This is a genomic window from Microbacterium pullorum (genome assembly GCF_014836535.1).
GTDB lineage: Bacteria > Actinomycetota > Actinomycetes > Actinomycetales > Microbacteriaceae > Microbacterium > Microbacterium pullorum.
Map to the genome: position 1 here is coordinate 69,277 of NZ_JACSQP010000001.1, position 16,632 is coordinate 85,908.

The window sequence follows — 16,632 nt, forward strand, 5'->3', positions numbered from 1 at the left end:
CGTGACGACGCTCACCCTCATCACCAAGCCCGACTGCCACCTCTGCGACGTCGCGCGGGAGATCGTCGACGCGGTCGTCGCCGACCTCCCCGAGGATCGCATCGAGGTGGCGGAAGCGTCGATCCTCGACGACCCCGCGCTGTACGAGCAGTGGTGGGAGAAGATCCCGGTGGTCCTCATCGACGACCGGCTGCATGCACACTGGCGCGTCTCACCCGACCGGCTGCGCGCCGCACTCACCGAGGAGATCTCCCCATGATCCGTCACATCGTGGCCTTCAAGCTCGCCGCCGACGACGCGGGCACCCGCGCCGCGCAGGCCGCAGAAGCCGGCAGCCGTCTCGAAGCCCTCGTGGGTGTCGTGCCGACGCTGCGCGCGATGAGCGCGGGAGCGAACGCGCTCGATCTGCCCGGCAACTGGGACCTCGCCCTCGTGGCCGACTTCGACGACGCGGCGGGACTCGACGCCTACCAGGTGCATCCCGCGCATGAGGAGGTCGCCGCATTCATCGGCGCCATCCGCTCGGACCGCATGGCCGTCGACCTCGAGATCTGACGGCCACCGGCATCACCCATCCCGCTCAACGGCCGCTGCCGCGGCCGTGCCGTGATCGCCGGGACGGCGGCCACGGCACGGCCCGGATCAGCTGTGGACGGCGACCATCCCCGCCTCACTCGGGTACAGCTCCTGACGGGAGCCGCGCACGAACACCACGGCGATGACCGCCGCGATGACCATGCAGACGGCCGCGGCGACGAACGCCGCGCTGTAGCCGGACACGAGGGCGGATTCAGGCGGCATGCCCGCACCGTGCGGGCCCACGACGGCCGCGTAGATCGCCGTGAACACCGACAGGCCGATGGACCCGCCGATCTGCATGGCGGAGTTGGCGGTGGCCGAGGCCACGCCCGCATCGTGGGCGGGGACGCCGGCGAGGGCGAGATTCTGCAGCGGAACGAAGACGAACGCCATGCCGAGGCCCATCACGATGAGTGCGGGCAGCACCTCGGCGGCATAGGCACCGCCCGTGATGCGCGACAGCAGCAGCAGAGCGCCGGCCACCACCAGCGGGCCGGTGATCATGAGCGGGCGCGCCCCGATGCGGGACAGCAGCTTCGTCACGAACGGAGCGGCGATCATGGTCGCCACCGGCAGCGGCAGGGTTGCCAGACCTGCGCTCAGCGCCGACATGCCGAGCACGAGCTGCAGGTGGAACGTGAGGTACAGCGTCGCGCCGATCATGACGCTGCCGGCGAGGGCCTGGATGAGGAACGCACCCGCCCGCACGCGGTGGGTGATGACGCGCAGGGGCAGCAGCGGCTGATCGACCTTGGTCTCGATCCACACGAACAGCGCGATGAGTACGACGCCGACGGCGAGGAAGGTGATGGTCACGGGGTTGCCCCAGCCGCGCTCGGCCGAGCTGAAGCCGTACACCAGGGATCCGAGACCGAGGGTCACGGTCACCGCCCCCCAGACGTCGTAGCGGTTGTCGCCCTCGGCGCGGGACTCTTCGAGGAACAGGAACGCGCCGATGAGACCGACGATGACGAAGAAGATGTTCACCAGCAGGCACCACCGCCAGTTGAGGAACTCCGTGAGCACGCCCCCGAGCACGAGGCCCACGGCCGCGCCGGCACCGGCGACGGTGCCGAACACGGCGAACGCGGTGTTGCGGTCTCGACCCGAGGGGAAGGTGACCGTCAACAAGGCGAGGGCAGCCGGCGCCAACAGGGCGGCGAACGCGCCCTGCAACCCGCGGGCAAGGATCAGCTCGAACCCCGAAGAGGCGATTCCACCCCAGAGTGACGCGAGACCGAAGCCGACCATGCCGACGGCATAGGTGCGCTTGCGGCCCCAGTAGTCGGCGATGCGTCCGCCCAGGAGCAGAAGCGCGCCGAACGCGAGGGCGTAGGCCGTCACCACCCATTGCCGGGCGCTGTCGGTGAGACCGAGCGCCTCCTGTGCCTGGGGGAGGGCGATGTTGACGATGGTGCCGTCCAGCACCACGACGAGTTGTGTGAGGGAGAGAACCCCCAGTGCCCACCAACGGGTGCGCGCGGAAAGGGATGCAGACATGGAAAAAACCTCCGGGTGTCTGGGTGAGAGATGCCGGAGGTTTCGAGCCTCGGACCGCCCGCAATCACCGGGCGACCACCTCGCGCAACGGGCGCGAGCGAGGTTCAAGTATAACCGCTGAGCGACGTCGGAGACCCCGCAGACCCCGCTGATGGGGCCTGCAGGGTCTGCACGGCGCCTTAGGGCGCCAGGCGCGTGGGGCCGCGGAAGAGGTAGGTGACTTCGCGGATCGAGTCCTGACCCAGCAGCAGCATCATGACGCGGGCCAGTCCCATGCCGAAGCCACCGTGCGGCGGGGCGCCGAAGCGGAAGAAGTCGAGGTAGAACTCGAGGTGCTCGGGCTCGAGGCCCTTCTCCTCGGCCTGTTCGATCAGCACGTCGACGCGGTGCTCGCGCTGCGCCCCGGTGGTGATCTCCACGCCCTTGAACAGCAGGTCGTACGACTTCGTCAGCCCCGTCTGTTCATCGCGCATGTGGTAGAAAGCACGGATCTCGGGGTGGTAGTCGGTGATGAAGACGAACTGGTGACCGTAGGTCTCCTCGACGTACGCGGAGATCTGGCGCTCGCCCTCGGGGTCGAGGTCGCCGTCGGTGCGGGGGATGTCGTAGCCGCGCGCCTTGACGATCTCGCGGGCCTCGGCCAGCGGGATGCGCGGGAACGGGACCGCCGGCACCTGCACCTCGATGCCGAACAGCTCCTGGATCTCGTCGCCGTGCTTGTCCTTGACCGCCTGGATGGCCGTGGCGAGCAGTTCCTCCTGCATCGCCGCGACGTCTTCGTGGGAATCGATCCAGCTGATCTCGGCGTCGATCGAGGTGAACTCGGTCGCGTGGCGGCTCGTGAACGACGGGTCGGCACGGAAGGCGGGGGCGATCTCGAAGATCTTGCCGAAGCCGGCGACCTGCGCCATCTGCTTGTAGAACTGCGGCGACTGCGCGAGGTAGGCCGTCTTGTCCTCGAAGTAGGGCACCTCGAACAGTTCGGCGTTGGACTCCGACGCGGATGCCATGAGCTTGGGGGTGTGGATCTCGATGTAGTCGCGCTCGATCCAGTACGAGCGCATCGCGTGCTCGAGCGTGGTCTGCACCCGGAAGATGAGGTTGTTGCGGCGCTGGCGGAGATCGAGGAAGCGCCAGTCCATGCGCTTGTCCATGCCGCTGTCGGCGGCGATGGGCGTCTCGGGGAGGGCTGCGGATGCCACCTCGAGCGTGCCGATCTTGATCTCGACGCCGCCGAGCTTGACGCGCTCGTCGTGCTTGAGGTCACCGGTGACGGTGAGGAAGGTGCCGGTGGTCAGCTCGGAGATGAGCGCGGTCAGCGCGAGCGCATCGGCATCCTGCTCGCCCGCAGCCTCCGGGTCGGTGGCCGGCCGCGTGGCAGGATTCACCAACTGCACGGCGCCGGTCTCATCCCGCAGGATGACGAACTGCACCTTCTTCTGGTCGCGGACGGTCTCCACCCATCCGGACACCGTGACGGGCCCATCGGAGAGACCCTGAAGCTGCTGGACGAGAACGCGTTCACTCACGGGGGAACAGTCTACGTGCGCGCGGCTTCGCGAGTGGGCGAACCCCGCGTACGGGCTTCGCCCAGGTTGCGACGGCGTGGCGTCCCTACCGTGGAGGCATGACGCTCGCCGCAGTGACGACCGCCGTTCCCGCCTCCACGTCCGCGGACGGGTCCTGGCTGACCGCTCTGGCGGATTGGACGGTGTCGCTCATGGACACCATCGGTCCCGTGGGAGCGGGAGCGGCGATCGCCCTGGAGAGCCTGTTCCCGCCGCTGCCGAGCGAGGTCATCCTCCCGATGGCGGGCCTGGCGGCCAGCCGCGGCGGATTCACGCTGTTCGAGGCGCTGCTGTGGACGACGATCGGCTCCGTCGTCGGCGCGTTCCTGCTGTACGGCCTCGGTGCCTGGCTCGGCGCCCGGCGCCTCCGCGCCATCGCCGACGCCGTGCCGTTGCTGCACCCCGAAGACATCGACCGCACGATCGCGTGGTTCGACAAGCACGGCGGCAAGGCGGTGTTCTTCGGCCGCATGCTGCCGATCTTCCGCAGCCTCATCTCCATCCCCGCCGGTGTCGCCCGCATGGCACTCTGGCGATTCGGACTGCTCACCCTGGCCGGCAGCGCCATTTGGAACTCGATCTTCGTCTTCGCCGGCTTCTTCCTGGGCGAGTCGTGGCATGTCGTGGAGGCGTACGCCGACGTGCTGCAGTACGTCGTGATCATCGCCGCCGTCGTGGGTGTGGCGTGGTTCCTCTACGCCCGCATCCGTGCCCTGCTCGCCTCCCGGGGCAACCCCGACCCCGACGCCGTCTGAGGCCCGCGCGCTCAGCGCGTGCACAGATCCGACCCCCGTAGACTTGCCGCGTGCCTGCCGACCGCCTCCACCTCGTGCGCCACGGCGAGGTTCACAACCCCGCGCGCGTGCTGTACGGCCGACTCCCCGGATACGGGTTGAGCGCCGACGGGCGCCGCATGGCGCGTCAGGCGGCCGAATACGTGCAGTCGCTGGAGCGTCCCATCGGCAGCCTCGTCTGCTCGCCGCTGCAGCGCACCCGTGAGTCGTCTGAGCCGTTCACCGAGCTGTTCGGGCTCGAACCGCGGATCGACGAGCGCGTGATCGAACCCACCAACGTCTTCGAGGGACGCCGCATGAAGCGGGCCCTCACGAACCCCATCAACTGGCGCCACCTGCGCTCCCCGGACCTGCCCAGCTGGGGGGAGCCCTATCTGCAGGTCGTGGCGCGCATGGATGCCGCGATGCGCGACGCGTGGCAGGCCACCGAATCGGGCGACGCGGTGATCGTGTCGCACCAGCTGCCGATCTGGGTGACGCACCTCGCCGTAACCGGAGCGCTCATGCGGCACAACCCCACGCAGCGCCGGTGCGCGCTGTCGAGCATCACCAGCTTCGCCCTCGACGAAGACGGGACCTGGTCGGAGATCGCGTATGTCGAGCCGGCGACCCTGTCGGGCGCAGTCGATGTGGGGGCCGTCTGATGTCACGTGGATCGGTCCGTCACGGCCGCGTCCGGTCGGTCGCCGCTGCTCTGGCCGCGGTGGCGCTGACAGCCGGTCTCACCGCCTGCACGGGCGAGAACGACGACCTCGTCGACGCCTACCGCGAAGGCGACACCTCTGGTTTCGTCTCCCGCGACTTCGCCACGAGTGAGATCGCGCCCGACGACCGCGAACAGCCGATCGTCTTCTCCGGCACCGCGGTCGACGGCGGGACGATCTCCAGCGATGACCTCGCCGGAGACGTCGTGGTCGTGAACTTCTGGTACGCCGGCTGCGGCCCGTGTCGCGCCGAGGCGCCCTACCTGCAGCAGGCGAACGAGGAGTTCGCCGATGCGGAGGTCTCGTTCCTCGGTGTCAACATCTACGACGAAGCCGCCACCGCGGCATCCTTCGACCGCACCTACGGCATCACGTATCCGTCGGTGCTCGCCCACCGCGACCCCGACCTCAAGCTCGCCTTCGCCGAGGTGACCTCGCTTCAGGCGGTGCCGACGACCCTCGTGCTCGACGCGCAGGGCCGGTTGGCCGCGCGCATCATCGGTCAGCTGCAGGACGCATCGATCCTCACCACGATCGTGGCCGACGTGCGCGCGGAGACCCCGTGAACCCCTTCGCGATCGTCTTCGACGGCGCGCTGTGGCTCGCGATCCCGATCGCGGTGCTCGCCGGTCTCGTGTCGTTCCTGTCGCCCTGCGTGCTGCCTCTCGTGCCCGGCTACCTCGGCTTCCTCGGGGGCGCCGCCCCTGCGCGCGCCGGCGCGCGCACGAAGACGCGGTCGCGCCTGCTGGCGGGCGTGCTGCTGTTCATCGCGGGATTCACCGCGGTGTTCGTGGCGATCTTCGTGATCGGGGGCACGTTCGGACAGCTCTTCATCCAGTACCAGGACCCCATCACGCGGGTGCTGGGCGTCATCGTGATCCTGCTGGGGCTCGTGTTCATCGGCGTGTTCGGCGTCGCGCAGCGCACCTTCCGCCCGCGCATGCGCGAGAACCTGGGGCTCGTGGGAGCGCCGCTGCTCGGCGTCGCGATGGGTGTCGGCTGGGCCCCCTGCATCGGCCCGACGATGACGGCGATCCTCGCGATCTCTATCAACCAGGGCGATCCGGTGCGCGCCGGCATCCTCGGGGTGGCGTACTCGATCGGGCTCGGCGTCCCCTTCATCCTGCTCGCCATCGGCTTCGGGTGGGCCACCCGCTCGGTGGCCTTCGTCAAGCGCTACATCCGCGCCATCAACATCACCGGAGGGGTGCTGCTCATCGCACTCGGACTGCTCATGGTCACCGGCGTCTGGACCGACCTCATGTCGCGGCTCGGGGCGGTGATCGGCAGTGTCCAGCTCCCGCTCTGACCAGGCCTCGCCCGTCGAGCCGATCGACGGTCCCCTGCGCCCGAACGACCACGCCGACGGCGACGCGCCCGACGGCATCCGTCAACCGGCCCTCGGTTTCGTCGGCTGGCTGCGCTGGGGCTGGCGACAGCTGACGAGCATGCGCACGGCCGTCGTGCTGCTGCTGCTGCTCGCGATCGCCGCGATCCCCGGATCGATCGTGCCGCAGCGCACCGCCGACCCCAACGGCGTGACGCAGTACAAGAGTGACAACCCCGAGCTGTACCCGATCCTCGACAGCCTGAGCCTGTTCGACGTGTATTCGTCGCCGTGGTTCTCGGCGATCTACCTGCTGCTGTTCGTCTCGCTCATCGGCTGCGTCATCCCGCGCACCAAGCACCACTGGAAGGCGATGCGGTCGCGTCCGCCGCGCACTCCCGCGCGCCTCGCCCGACTGGATGACCACACCGAAGCGGTCGTGCAGGTGCCGGCGGGGAAGGACGCCGACGCCACGGCGGCCGAGGCCATCGACATCGCCGGCGATCAGCTGCGTCGCGCCGGATATCGTGTGGAGCGCTACGACGGCCGGGGCACGTTCTCGGTGTCCGCCGAACGCGGCTACCTGCGCGAGACCGGCAACCTCGTCTTCCACGCGTCGCTCGTGGGCGTGCTCATCGCCGTCGGCGTCGGCGGCGGTTACACCTACACCGGGCAGGACGTGCTGGTGGAGGGGCAGAGCTTCGTCAACACGCTCGCCGACTACTCCTCGTTCAACCCCGGTCGCTTCGTCGACACCGAGACGCTGCCGCCGTACTCGATGACGCTGGAGGAGTTCCAGGTCAGCTACATCCCCGCCGGTGAGCCGGGGGCGGGACAGGCGGGTGACTTCGCCGCCATCCTGACCACGCGGGTGCCCGGGCAGGAGGAGAAGGCGGGCGAGGTGCGGGTCAACCATCCGCTGGACCTGGAGGGCGACCGCATCTACCTGATGGGCAACGGCTACGCCCCCACGCTCACCGTGCGCGACGCGGAGGGCCTCGTCGTCTTCAGCGAGTCGGTGCCTTTCCTGCCGCAGGACGCGAGCATGACCTCGCTCGGTGTCGTGAAGATCACCGACGGGATGCCCGAGCAGCTGGGTCTCATCGGGTTCTTCTACCCGACGGCTGCTGCCCTGACCACCGGCGCGCTCACCTCGGTCTACCCCGACCTCATCAACCCGGTACTCACCCTCGACGTCTACGCCGGTGACCTCGGCATCGACGACGGTACGCCGCGTTCGGTCTACACACTCGATCCGGAGGGGATGGAGCAGCTCACCGGCCGCGCCGTCGACGTCGACTCGATCGAGCTGGCACCGGGCGAGACCGCGGATCTGCCGAACGGCCTCGGCTCGATCACGTTCGAGAACGCGTCGCCTGCGGGGGTCGACGGCTACGCCGAATCGGTTCCCCGCTTCGCGTCGCTGTCGATCCACCGCGACGTCGGTGCTTCGTGGGTGCTGCTGTTCGCCGTGCTCGCGACCCTGGGCCTGCTCGTCGCCCTCTTCGTGCCGCGCCGGCGCATGTGGGTCAAGGCGGTCGTCGACGGTGAGACCGTGCGACTCGAGTATGCGGGCCTGGCCCGCGGTGAGGACCCGACCCTGCGCGCCGCCGTCGACGACGTCTCCCGCCGTCACGGCGACGCCCTCGAAGCGCACCTGCGCGCCACCGACTGACCCTCGCAGCAGCGTGCACCCCCGGCGCCGCCCCCACGATCGACAGCGCTTCATCGCCCCGATTCTGCGCGACGCGCCCGACATAGACTGGATGCCATGCCCGCCACCGAAGCGCTCTCGCTCGACGATGTCTCCGTGCTGCTGGTGTGGACCGCGATCGTCATCTACGCCCTCGCGTTCATCGCCTACGCCGTGGATCTCGCCCGCCGTTCCGACCAGGCCATCAAGGCGCAGGACGAACGCGTGCGCGAACTCGTCGCGGCCGGCGGCGCCCGCAACGGGGAGAGCCTCAGCGACCTGCGTGCGCAGGAGGCGGCATCCGCTGCTGAACTCGACGCGCGTCCGGGTGAGCGCGCGCGGTACCTGTGGGCCCGCATCGCGACGACGCTGACCTGGCTCGCGTTCCTCTTCCACGTCGCCGCCGACGTGCTGCGCGGCGTCGCGGCCGAGCGGGTGCCGTGGGCCAACATGTACGAGTTCGCGCTGACGGGCACGATGCTCATCGTCGCGGTGTACCTGGGCGTGCTGTTCCGCTACGACCTGCGCTTCCTCGGCGCCTTCGTCACGGGGCTCGTCGTCGTGCTCCTGGGCGGCGCGACCCTGGCGTACTACGTCGAGGTGCAGCCGCTCATGGATCCGCTCAAGAGCGTGTGGCTCGTGATCCACGTGTTCGTGGCATCCCTCTCGACGGCGTTCTTCGCCCTCGCCTTCGCGTTGTCGGTGCTGCAGCTGTTCCAGGCGCGCCGCGAGACCCGCGCCCGCGCCGCCGCCACGGTCGCCGTCGACGCGGCCGTCGCGCGCCCCGCCCGGTCCGGGTTCCTGCGCATTCTCCCCGGTGCCGATGCGCTGGAGTCGCTGGCCTACCGCTTCGCGATCATCGGGTTCATCTTCTGGACCTTCACCCTCATCGCCGGCTCCATCTGGGCCAACGACGCGTGGGGCCGGTACTGGGGCTTCGACACGAAGGAAGTGTGGACCTTCGTCATCTGGGTGCTCTACGCGGGCTACATCCACGCACGCGCGACGCGCGGATGGCGGGGTACGCGCTCGGCCTGGCTGTCGATCATCGGGTTCGCGACCGTCATCTTCAACTTCACGATCGTCAACCAGTTCTTCAAGGGCCTGCACGCCTACAGCGGCCTGGAGTGATCGCGGCGCCGGCTCACGCCGGTACAGGTGATCTCACCGGTACAGGTCATTCCGTGGGGAATCGTCCTGTCGCGGTGAGTCTTCCTGTACCGGGGAGCGGATGCCGGCGGGTGCCGCCGCGCCGGGGATCTCGCCGTCGCAGGTGATCTCGCCGTAGCAGGTGATCTCGCCGGTCCAGGTGCCGCTCCGATGCAGGAGAACTCACCTGGACAGGTCGCGCGACGGCTGATCGTCCTGTCGCGGTGAGTTCTCCTGTACCGGGTCGGGGATGCCGGGCGGCGCCGGCACCGCGCTCAGGTGCGAGCGGGCTGCAACACCGCGCGTGCCGACGTGGTGCGCCGGCGGGCGACGGCCACGGTCGTCGCGATGAAGGCGAGTCCGGCCCAGAAGACGAGCCCGACGACCCCGGCCCCCACGCCGCCCGCGGCGGTGAGCGCGCCGATCAGCGCATTCGAGGCGGGCCCGGTCGGCAGCAGCGTCGCGATCGAGGTGAGCACCCCGGGCACGGTCGAGACGATGCCGGTGGCGATCGTCAGCACGCCCACCAGCGCGGCGATCCAGCGCCCCGCTCCGCCGAACACGGCGACCAGCGCCTGATTGACGGCAGCGAACGCGACGCCCGCGACCATGCAGACCAGCGCGAACAGCGACCAGTCGGCCCAGTCGTACCCGGCGGCCAGCTGCACGACACCGGCCACGAGCAGACCCTGCGCAGCGCCGATCGCGGCGGCCGGCGCCAACGAGCGCAGCGCCAGCAGCGCCGAGGGGCGGCGTGAGGTGAGGGCCCGGCCCGAGACGGCGCGCAGCGCCACGAACGAGCCGAGACCGCCGAACCACAGCGCCAGCGTCGCCAGCAGGGGCACAGCGGATGCCCCGAAGAGGTTGTTGCCGAGGCCCTCTGCGGCCACCGGGTCGGCCACGACCGAGGCGAGGTCGGCGGCTTGCTCGTCGGTGTAGGACGGCAGGGATTCGGTCGCGGTGGTGAGACCCTCCGACAGGGTGTCTGCGCCGCCGGCGATCCCGCCGATGCCGTCGGCGAGGGCATCGGCGCCGTCGGCGGCATCCGTGGCTCCCGTCGTCAGCTGGTCGGTGCCCGATGCCAGCTCCGATGCTCCCGACGCGAGCGCCCCCGCGCCGCCGGCGACCTCCCGCACGCCGCCCGCAGCCTGCTGCGCGCCGCCGGCGAGCCCGGTGATGCCGTCGGCGATCTGGTTCGCCTGCCCGGCGACCTCGGTCAGCCCGGCGCCCAGCTGCGGCAGCTCGTTGAGACCCTCCAGGGCGGATCCGATCGGACCTGCGGTTGTCACGAGAGCGGTGAGCGTGGGCAGCAGCTGCTGCGCCTGCTGGCTCGCGGCGTCGAGCTGGGTGCACAGCTCGCCGGTCACGGCCGGGTCGCACGCTGCCGCGAGCGCCGCGAGCTGCGTCGCCGAGGCGGTCAGCTGCGCGACGATGGCGTCGCTGTTCGCGGCGACGCCGGCGAGGCTGTCGGTCAGCTGCGGCGGCACCTGCGCTTCACTGGGGATCTGGGCCGCGATGGCGCTCAGTGCCCCCGCGAGCTGTCGCTGCCCGTCGGCGAGGGTCGTCGCTCCGCCGGCGAGGGTGTCGAGCCCGTCCGCGGCCTGCGTCGCGCCGCCGGCAAGCTGCCCGGCGCCCGACGACAGCTCGCGGGCGCCGTCGGCGATGGCGCCCGCGCCCGTGCCCAGTGCCCGCACCCCGTCCGCGAGGCTCGTCGTGCCCTCGGCGATCGTGCGTGCGCCGTCACCCAGCTCGGCGGCGCCGTCGGCGGCCCCGCCCAGCTGGTCACCGAGCGTCGTGAAGCCGAGGAAGACGTTCTCGAGGTACACCTGCGACAGCTGGCTGCCCAGCAGCGATGCGGCGGCGCGGGTGACCTGGGCGGTGATCGCGTCATCGACGACGAGGCTGTCGGGGGAGGTCTCCACGACGATCGTGGCCTGCTCGGGGGTGTTGCCGGGAGCGGTCGATGTGGCGGCGGCGGAGAAGTTCTCCGGAATCGTCACGATGGCGTCGTAGTCCCCGGAGGCGAGGCCGTCGCGGGCGTCGTCGTCGTTCGAGATGGTCCATGTGAGGTTGCTCGGCAGATCGTCGGAGCCCTCGACCAGGCCGGCGGTGAGCTGGCGGCCCAGCGGCACCATCTGGTCGTCTATCGTGACCGGATCGTCGTCGTTCACCACAGCCACGTTCATCGCGTCGAGACGCTCGACGGGGTTGTACAGCGCGGCGACCAGGACGCCGCCGATGAGCACCGGCAGCAGCAGCACCCCGACGAGGGTGAGCCACGTCACGGGGCGACGCGAACGTGCGCGCTCGAGGGAGAGGGTCATGCGTGGGCCTTGCTTTCGGCGGATCGGGGAGAGGTGGCATCCGCACCGAGGGGGTGGGATGCCGGGTCGTGCAGGGTGAGGATGATGGGGTCGGACCGCCCGGCGGCGGCGAGCACCGCGCGGGCGGCGCCGTCGGCGTGACCGGATGCCACGACCGTGAGGGCGGCCCGCGGGTCTCCGGAGCGGTCCCGCAGCAGGTCGGCGGCCGCGCGCAGCAGCTGGGCCGCGTCGTCGCGTTGCTCGGCGGGCAGGGTGTCGAGTCCGTCGACGACCACCAGCCGCGGCCGGCCCGAAAGCGCGTGGCGCAGGGCCTGGATCGGGTCGTCGGGGCCGTCGAGCAGGGCGACCGAGACGTGCGCGCGCACCCAGGCGGCACGTCCGGGCAGCAGGTGACCGGCCACCCGCAGCAGCCCGGCGTCGGGGGCGAGGCGTCCGGCGACCATCAGAGCGAACGCCCGCGCGGCGCGCGGGTCGCCGTCGACGAGCAGGGTGCCGCCGTCGGCGACACGCACATCGACGTCGGCGAACAGCGGGATGTCGCCGTGGCGACCGCCGTCGGCGGTGAGGGCGAGCCTGTCTCCGGCCACAGCCGCCGGCTGGTCGGGCCAGTTCGCGGTGGCGAGCTCGCGCTCCACCGCCTCGCCCTCGATGTCGAAGTGCGGGAGCACGCGGTCGAGCCACCGCGGCATCCACCAGGCCTTCTCGCCGAGCAGCGCCATGACCGCGGGCACCAGGGTCATGCGCACGAGGAAGGCATCCACGGCGATGCCTGCGGCCAGCCCCAGCGCGATCGGCTTGATGGACGAGTCACCCTCGGGCACGAACGCTGCGAACACCGCGAGCATGATCACGGCCGCCGCCGTCACGACGCGGGCCGACGCGGTGAACCCCGAACGCACGGCTGCGACGGCGGTGTGCCGGTCGGCGCGGCCGCCGCGCGCCCGCCGCGCGTGCACGTAGTCCTCGCGCATGCGCGAGACGAGGAAGACCTGGTAGTCCATCGCGAGACCGAACAGCACGCCCATGAGGATGATCGGCATGAAGCTGATCACGGGCCCCACGCGGGTGACGTGCAGCAGGTCGGCGAACCAGCCCCACTCGAACACGGCGGCCACGACCCCGAACGAGGCCGCCACCGAGAGCAGGTAGCCGGCTGCGGCCGTCAGCGGCACCCAGATCGAGCGGAAGACGATCGCCAGCAGCACGAGCGAGAGGCCGACGACGAACACGCCGAACGGCACGAGAGCGGCCCCGAGGCGATCGGAGATGTCGATGCCGACGGCGGTGTAGCCGGTGACCTTCAGATCGACCCCGTACTCCTCGAGGAAGCGGTCGTGCTCCCCGCGCAGTTCCCGCACGAGGTCGGCGGTGGCCGGGTCGTCGGGCCCGGTCTCGGGGATGAGCTGGATGAGGCCGGTGTCGGCGGTCTCATTCGGGGTGGCCAGCACCACCTCCTTCACGCCGGGGAAGCCCGCGATCTCGTCGCCCAGATCCTGCATGAGGCCGAGCGGGTCGGTCGATGTGACGATGGTGCCGGTGAGGATCAGCGGGCCGTTCTCGCCGGCCCCGAAGTACTCGGCGGTGAGGTCGTACGCCTGCCGTGCCTGGCTCGACGTCGGCTGCACACCGGCATTCGGGAGAGCGAGGGCGAGCGATGCCGCGGGGATGGCCATGACCCCCAGACCCACGGTGACGGCGATCGTGGTCAGCACCGGATGCCGGGTGACGCCGGTCACCCAGGTGTGGGCGAAGCTGCGGCGGGCCCGGGCGGGCCGACCGGCGCGCGGACGGCGCGTGCGGCGCGGCCAGCCGGCGACCCGTCCCTTCGCGAAGCCGAGCAGGGCGGGGGTGAGGGTGACGGCGACGGTCACGGCGATGGCCACGGCCACCGCGGCGCCGATCCCCATCGTGGTGAGGAACGGGATGCCGGCGAACGACAGCCCGATGAGCGCGATGAGCACCGTGACGCCGGCGAAGACGACCGCCGAGCCCGCTGTGCCCGTGGCGCGGGCGGCGGACTCCTCGGGTTGCACGCCGTCGCGCACCTGATCCTGATGTCGCGCGACGATGAACAGGGCGTAGTCGATGCCGACCGCCAGCCCCAGCATGATCGCCAGCATCGGCGTCGTCGACGAGATCGACGCGAACGCGGTCGCCGCATAGATCAGGGCGATCGCGAGCGCCACGCCGATGAGGGCGCTGACGAGGGGGAACCACGCGACCACGAGGGAGCGGAAGGTGACGATGAGAACGAACAGGGCGATGAGCACCCCCACCGCCTCGATGAGCGACAGCGCCGGGATCGACGCGGCGAACAGGTCGCCACCCAACGCCACCTGCGCCCCGTCGGGGAGCGTCTCGCGCAGTTCGTCGGTGATGTCGCCGAGCGCATCGGTGGTGGCCGGCGCGACCGACGTCGCCTGGCCGTCGAACTGCAGCGTCATGATCGCCGCCCGGCCGTCGTCGGACACCAACCCGGTGATCATCTCGTCGAAGGGGCTCGTCACCGCCAGCACGCCGTCGAGGTCGGCGAGATCGGCGAGTGTGTCGTCGATGGCATCCGCATAGCCGGCATCGGTGACGTCGGCCCCGTCTGCGGCGACGACGACGATCTGCGCGCTCGTGCCGCTCGCCTGCGGAAAGGTGCGGTCCAGCAGCGCGATGCCCTCCTGCGCCTCGGTGCCGGGGATCGAGAACGCGTTGTCCGTCCCCTTCATGAACAGGCCCGCGCCGGCACCGGCGAGGGCGAGCAGCAGCAGCCAGGAGACCAGCACCCGCCACGGGTGACGATACGACCAGCGACCCAGGGAGAACAGCAGAGTGGACACGGCAGCCTTAGGATCGTGGGAGGGTTCGATACAGCGGTGTATCCAATACGTAGGTGTATCGTAATTGCTGCGACAACCGCCAGCCTGAGCGGTTCGTGTGAACTCGGGGAGTCGGGGTGATCAGGATGCGACAGGCCACGCGCAGTCGCGAGAACACCCGCGGCAGGCTCATGGATGCCGCCCTCGAGGTCTTCGCCGAGGTGGGGCTGGATGCGGCTTCGGTCGAAGCGGTGTGTGAGCGTGCCGGGTTCACCCGTGGCGCGTTCTACTCCAACTTCGCCTCGAAGAACGAGCTGTTCCTCGCGCTGGTCGCCCGATTGTCGGAAATGAAGCTCGAAGAGGTCGAGAGCCGCGTGCACGAGCTGGAAGCGGACCAGCCGCAGCCGGAGCCGACCGAACTGGTGCGAAGGATCGTGGGGCTCTCGCTCGATGACATGGACCCCGCCCTCGTCAGCGAGATCCGGGCGCAGGCGCTGCGCGACCCGCAGATGGCGGCGGCCTACCTGGCCTGGCAGGACGGACTCATCGCGCGCATCGCCGAGATCGTCTCGGGCCTGGTCGACGTCTACGGGCTGCGGCTGCGGCTGCCCGCCGACGAAGTGGCCCGGCTGTTCGTCGAGGTCGCCGACGACACCAGCGCGCGCGCGGCGCTGCTCGGGCTCGGCAAGGAGGAAGCCGGCGCGATGCTGCACGGGCGGGCGGAGCGACTCGCGACCGCGCTGGTGGACCCGCCGCTCAGCTGACCTGCGCGAGCAGTGCGTGGCAGCGCGCGACGCGGTCGAGCCACCAGGCTCGTCGGTCGGCAGATGCCGCGTGGGCTGCCAGGGCCTCGGCATCCGGTTCGATGCGGCCGACGGCGAGCGCACCGCCCTGGGGCGACAGTGACGGCACGGCGATGTCGCCGGTGAACAGCGCGGCCGTCCCCAATCCGCAGTCGAAGTCGAGCTGCGGCAGGGCGGCTGCGAGTGCGACGCCCATCGACAGCCCGATCGAGGTGTCGAGGGCGCTGGAGACGACCGTCGGGAGCCCCGCCTCGGCCACGATCTCGAGGGCTCGGTGCACGCCGCCGAGCGGCTGCGCCTTGACCACGACGATGTCGGCGGCACCCGCGCGCGCGACCGCGAGCGGGTCGGCGGCCTTGCGTACGCTCTCATCGGCGGCGATGGGGATGCCCATGTAGCGGATGCGGCCGCGCAGCTCCACGAGCTCGGGGATGCTCGCGCAGGGCTGTTCGACGTACTCGAGGTCGTACTCCGCCAGCGCGTGCACGGCGTGCTCGGCCTCGTCGACGTTCCACGCGCCGTTGGCGTCGAGACGCACCCGACCCTCGGGCCCGAGCGCCTCCCGCACGGCACGCACGCGTGCGACGTCGTCGGCGAGCGTCTGGCCGGGCTCGGCGACCTTGACCTTGACGGTGCGGCATCCGTCGAAGCGGGCCAGCACCTCTTCGACGCGGCTCGCGGCCACGGCGGGCATGGTGGCGTTCACCGGCACGCGGTCGCGCAGCGGTGCGGGGGAGGCCTGCCAGCCGAAGTCGATCGCCCCCGCGAGCCAGGTGGCCGCCTCGGCGTCGTCGTATTCGGCGAACGGAGAGAACTCCGTCCAGCCGGCGGGGCCGCGCAGCAGCACAGCCTCGCGCACATCCACACCCCGGAAGCGGGTGGCCAGGGGCAGGGCGACGACGACGGCGCCGTCGAGTACTTCGGGAAGCGGGGGGAGTGGGGTCACCCCTTCATCCTGGCCCCATCGCCGGCCCGCTGTCGGTGCCGCGCGAGGGGTCGCGGAGCTTGTGATGGACAATAGTGTGTGACGCACAGTACAGTGTGAAGCATGAACGAGCCGGAAGCCCTCGAGACGCACCTGCAGGAGCTGCGGCGCGGCACGATCGTGCTCGCCTGTCTGCGACTGCTGCGCGACCCGGGCTACGGCTACGGATTGCTCGAAGAACTCAACCGGCGCGGGTTCGCCACCGACGCCAACACGCTGTACCCGCTGCTGCGCCGGCTGGAGAAGCAGGGGCACCTCACGAGCGAGTGGAACACCGACGAGGCGCGGCCTCGCAAGTTCTACCGCACCACCGCCGCCGGTCGTCGACTGGCAGGCTCCCTCACCGACGACTTCGCGGTGATCGCCGAGGCGATCGCCGCTCTCCCCGAGGAGAACTGA

General features: G+C 70.6%; 15 protein-coding genes. 10 read left to right on the forward strand and 5 right to left on the reverse strand.

The features are described 5' to 3' along the window. The first annotated feature begins 1 nt into the window (after nt 1). Both H9651_RS00345 and H9651_RS00350 read left to right on the forward strand, forming a co-directional pair. A complete protein-coding gene (locus tag H9651_RS00345) occupies nt 2-259 on the forward strand; it encodes a glutaredoxin family protein (RefSeq protein ID WP_191717118.1) in 258 nt (85 codons plus the stop codon). After that, nucleotides 256-555: a Dabb family protein gene (locus H9651_RS00350; RefSeq protein ID WP_191717119.1), complete on the forward strand. Its 300-nt coding sequence runs from the start codon at nt 256-258 to the stop codon at nt 553-555. Before H9651_RS00345 ends, H9651_RS00350 begins: the two co-directional genes overlap by 4 nt. Before the next feature lie 87 nt (nt 556-642). On the opposite strand, the gene H9651_RS00355 is transcribed toward H9651_RS00350, so the two are convergent. Both H9651_RS00355 and aspS read right to left on the reverse strand, forming a co-directional pair. After that, nucleotides 643-2,079: an MFS transporter gene (locus H9651_RS00355; RefSeq protein ID WP_191717120.1), complete on the reverse strand. Its 1,437-nt coding sequence runs from the start codon at nt 2,077-2,079 to the stop codon at nt 643-645. A 179-nt stretch (nt 2,080-2,258) separates the two neighbouring features. Then, a complete protein-coding gene (gene aspS, locus H9651_RS00360) occupies nt 2,259-3,608 on the reverse strand; it encodes an aspartate--tRNA(Asn) ligase (RefSeq protein ID WP_191717121.1) in 1,350 nt (449 codons plus the stop codon). Between the two features lie 98 nt (nt 3,609-3,706). Here aspS and H9651_RS00365 point away from each other — a divergent pair, with 98 nt between their 5' ends. From H9651_RS00365 to ccsB, 6 genes are all read left to right on the forward strand, one after another. Beyond that, nucleotides 3,707-4,402 carry a DedA family protein gene (locus H9651_RS00365; RefSeq protein WP_191717122.1) on the forward strand — a complete coding sequence of 232 codons (696 nt, stop codon included), beginning with the start codon at nt 3,707-3,709 and terminating at the stop codon, nt 4,400-4,402. Nucleotides 4,403-4,452: 50 nt separating this feature from the next. Continuing rightward, nucleotides 4,453-5,085 carry a histidine phosphatase family protein gene (locus tag H9651_RS00370; protein ID WP_191717123.1) on the forward strand — a complete coding sequence of 211 codons (633 nt, stop codon included), beginning with the start codon at nt 4,453-4,455 and terminating at the stop codon, nt 5,083-5,085. After that, on the forward strand, nt 5,085-5,711 hold the full coding sequence (locus H9651_RS00375; RefSeq protein ID WP_191717124.1) for a TlpA family protein disulfide reductase: 627 nt from the start codon (nt 5,085-5,087) through the stop codon (nt 5,709-5,711). Before H9651_RS00370 ends, H9651_RS00375 begins: the two co-directional genes overlap by 1 nt. Then, nucleotides 5,708-6,454, forward strand: coding sequence for a cytochrome c biogenesis CcdA family protein (locus tag H9651_RS00380; RefSeq protein WP_191717125.1), 747 nt, complete (start codon nt 5,708-5,710; stop codon nt 6,452-6,454). The genes H9651_RS00375 and H9651_RS00380 overlap by 4 nt, the downstream gene beginning before the upstream one ends. Further along, nucleotides 6,435-8,147, forward strand: a complete 1,713-nt coding sequence (gene resB / locus H9651_RS00385; RefSeq protein ID WP_191717126.1) for a cytochrome c biogenesis protein ResB — start codon at nt 6,435-6,437, stop codon at nt 8,145-8,147. Before H9651_RS00380 ends, resB begins: the two co-directional genes overlap by 20 nt. Nucleotides 8,148-8,243: 96 nt before the next feature. Continuing rightward, nucleotides 8,244-9,296 (forward strand): c-type cytochrome biogenesis protein CcsB, encoded by a 1,053-nt coding sequence (gene ccsB / locus H9651_RS00390; protein WP_191717127.1) that lies wholly within the window; start codon nt 8,244-8,246, stop codon nt 9,294-9,296. Nucleotides 9,297-9,589: 293 nt separating this feature from the next. Here the strand turns inward: ccsB and H9651_RS00395 are convergent, their stop codons facing one another. Both H9651_RS00395 and H9651_RS00400 read right to left on the reverse strand, forming a co-directional pair. Next, complete coding sequence (locus tag H9651_RS00395) at nt 9,590-11,638, reverse strand: YhgE/Pip domain-containing protein (protein ID WP_191717128.1); 2,049 nt, start codon at nt 11,636-11,638, stop codon at nt 9,590-9,592. After that, on the reverse strand, nt 11,635-14,466 hold the full coding sequence (locus tag H9651_RS00400; protein WP_191717129.1) for an MMPL family transporter: 2,832 nt from the start codon (nt 14,464-14,466) through the stop codon (nt 11,635-11,637). Before H9651_RS00400 ends, H9651_RS00395 begins: the two co-directional genes overlap by 4 nt. Nucleotides 14,467-14,591: 125 nt before the next feature. Between H9651_RS00400 and H9651_RS00405 the strand changes: the two genes are divergently transcribed. Continuing rightward, nucleotides 14,592-15,209 carry a TetR/AcrR family transcriptional regulator gene (locus H9651_RS00405; RefSeq protein WP_191717130.1) on the forward strand — a complete coding sequence of 206 codons (618 nt, stop codon included), beginning with the start codon at nt 14,592-14,594 and terminating at the stop codon, nt 15,207-15,209. Here H9651_RS00405 and H9651_RS00410 read toward each other — a convergent pair. After that, nucleotides 15,202-16,194, reverse strand: coding sequence for an o-succinylbenzoate synthase (locus tag H9651_RS00410; RefSeq protein WP_191717131.1), 993 nt, complete (start codon nt 16,192-16,194; stop codon nt 15,202-15,204). The genes H9651_RS00405 and H9651_RS00410 overlap by 8 nt on opposite strands. 102 nt (nt 16,195-16,296) lie before the next feature. Here H9651_RS00410 and H9651_RS00415 point away from each other — a divergent pair, with 102 nt between their 5' ends. Beyond that, nucleotides 16,297-16,632, forward strand: coding sequence for a PadR family transcriptional regulator (locus H9651_RS00415; protein WP_191717132.1), 336 nt, complete (start codon nt 16,297-16,299; stop codon nt 16,630-16,632).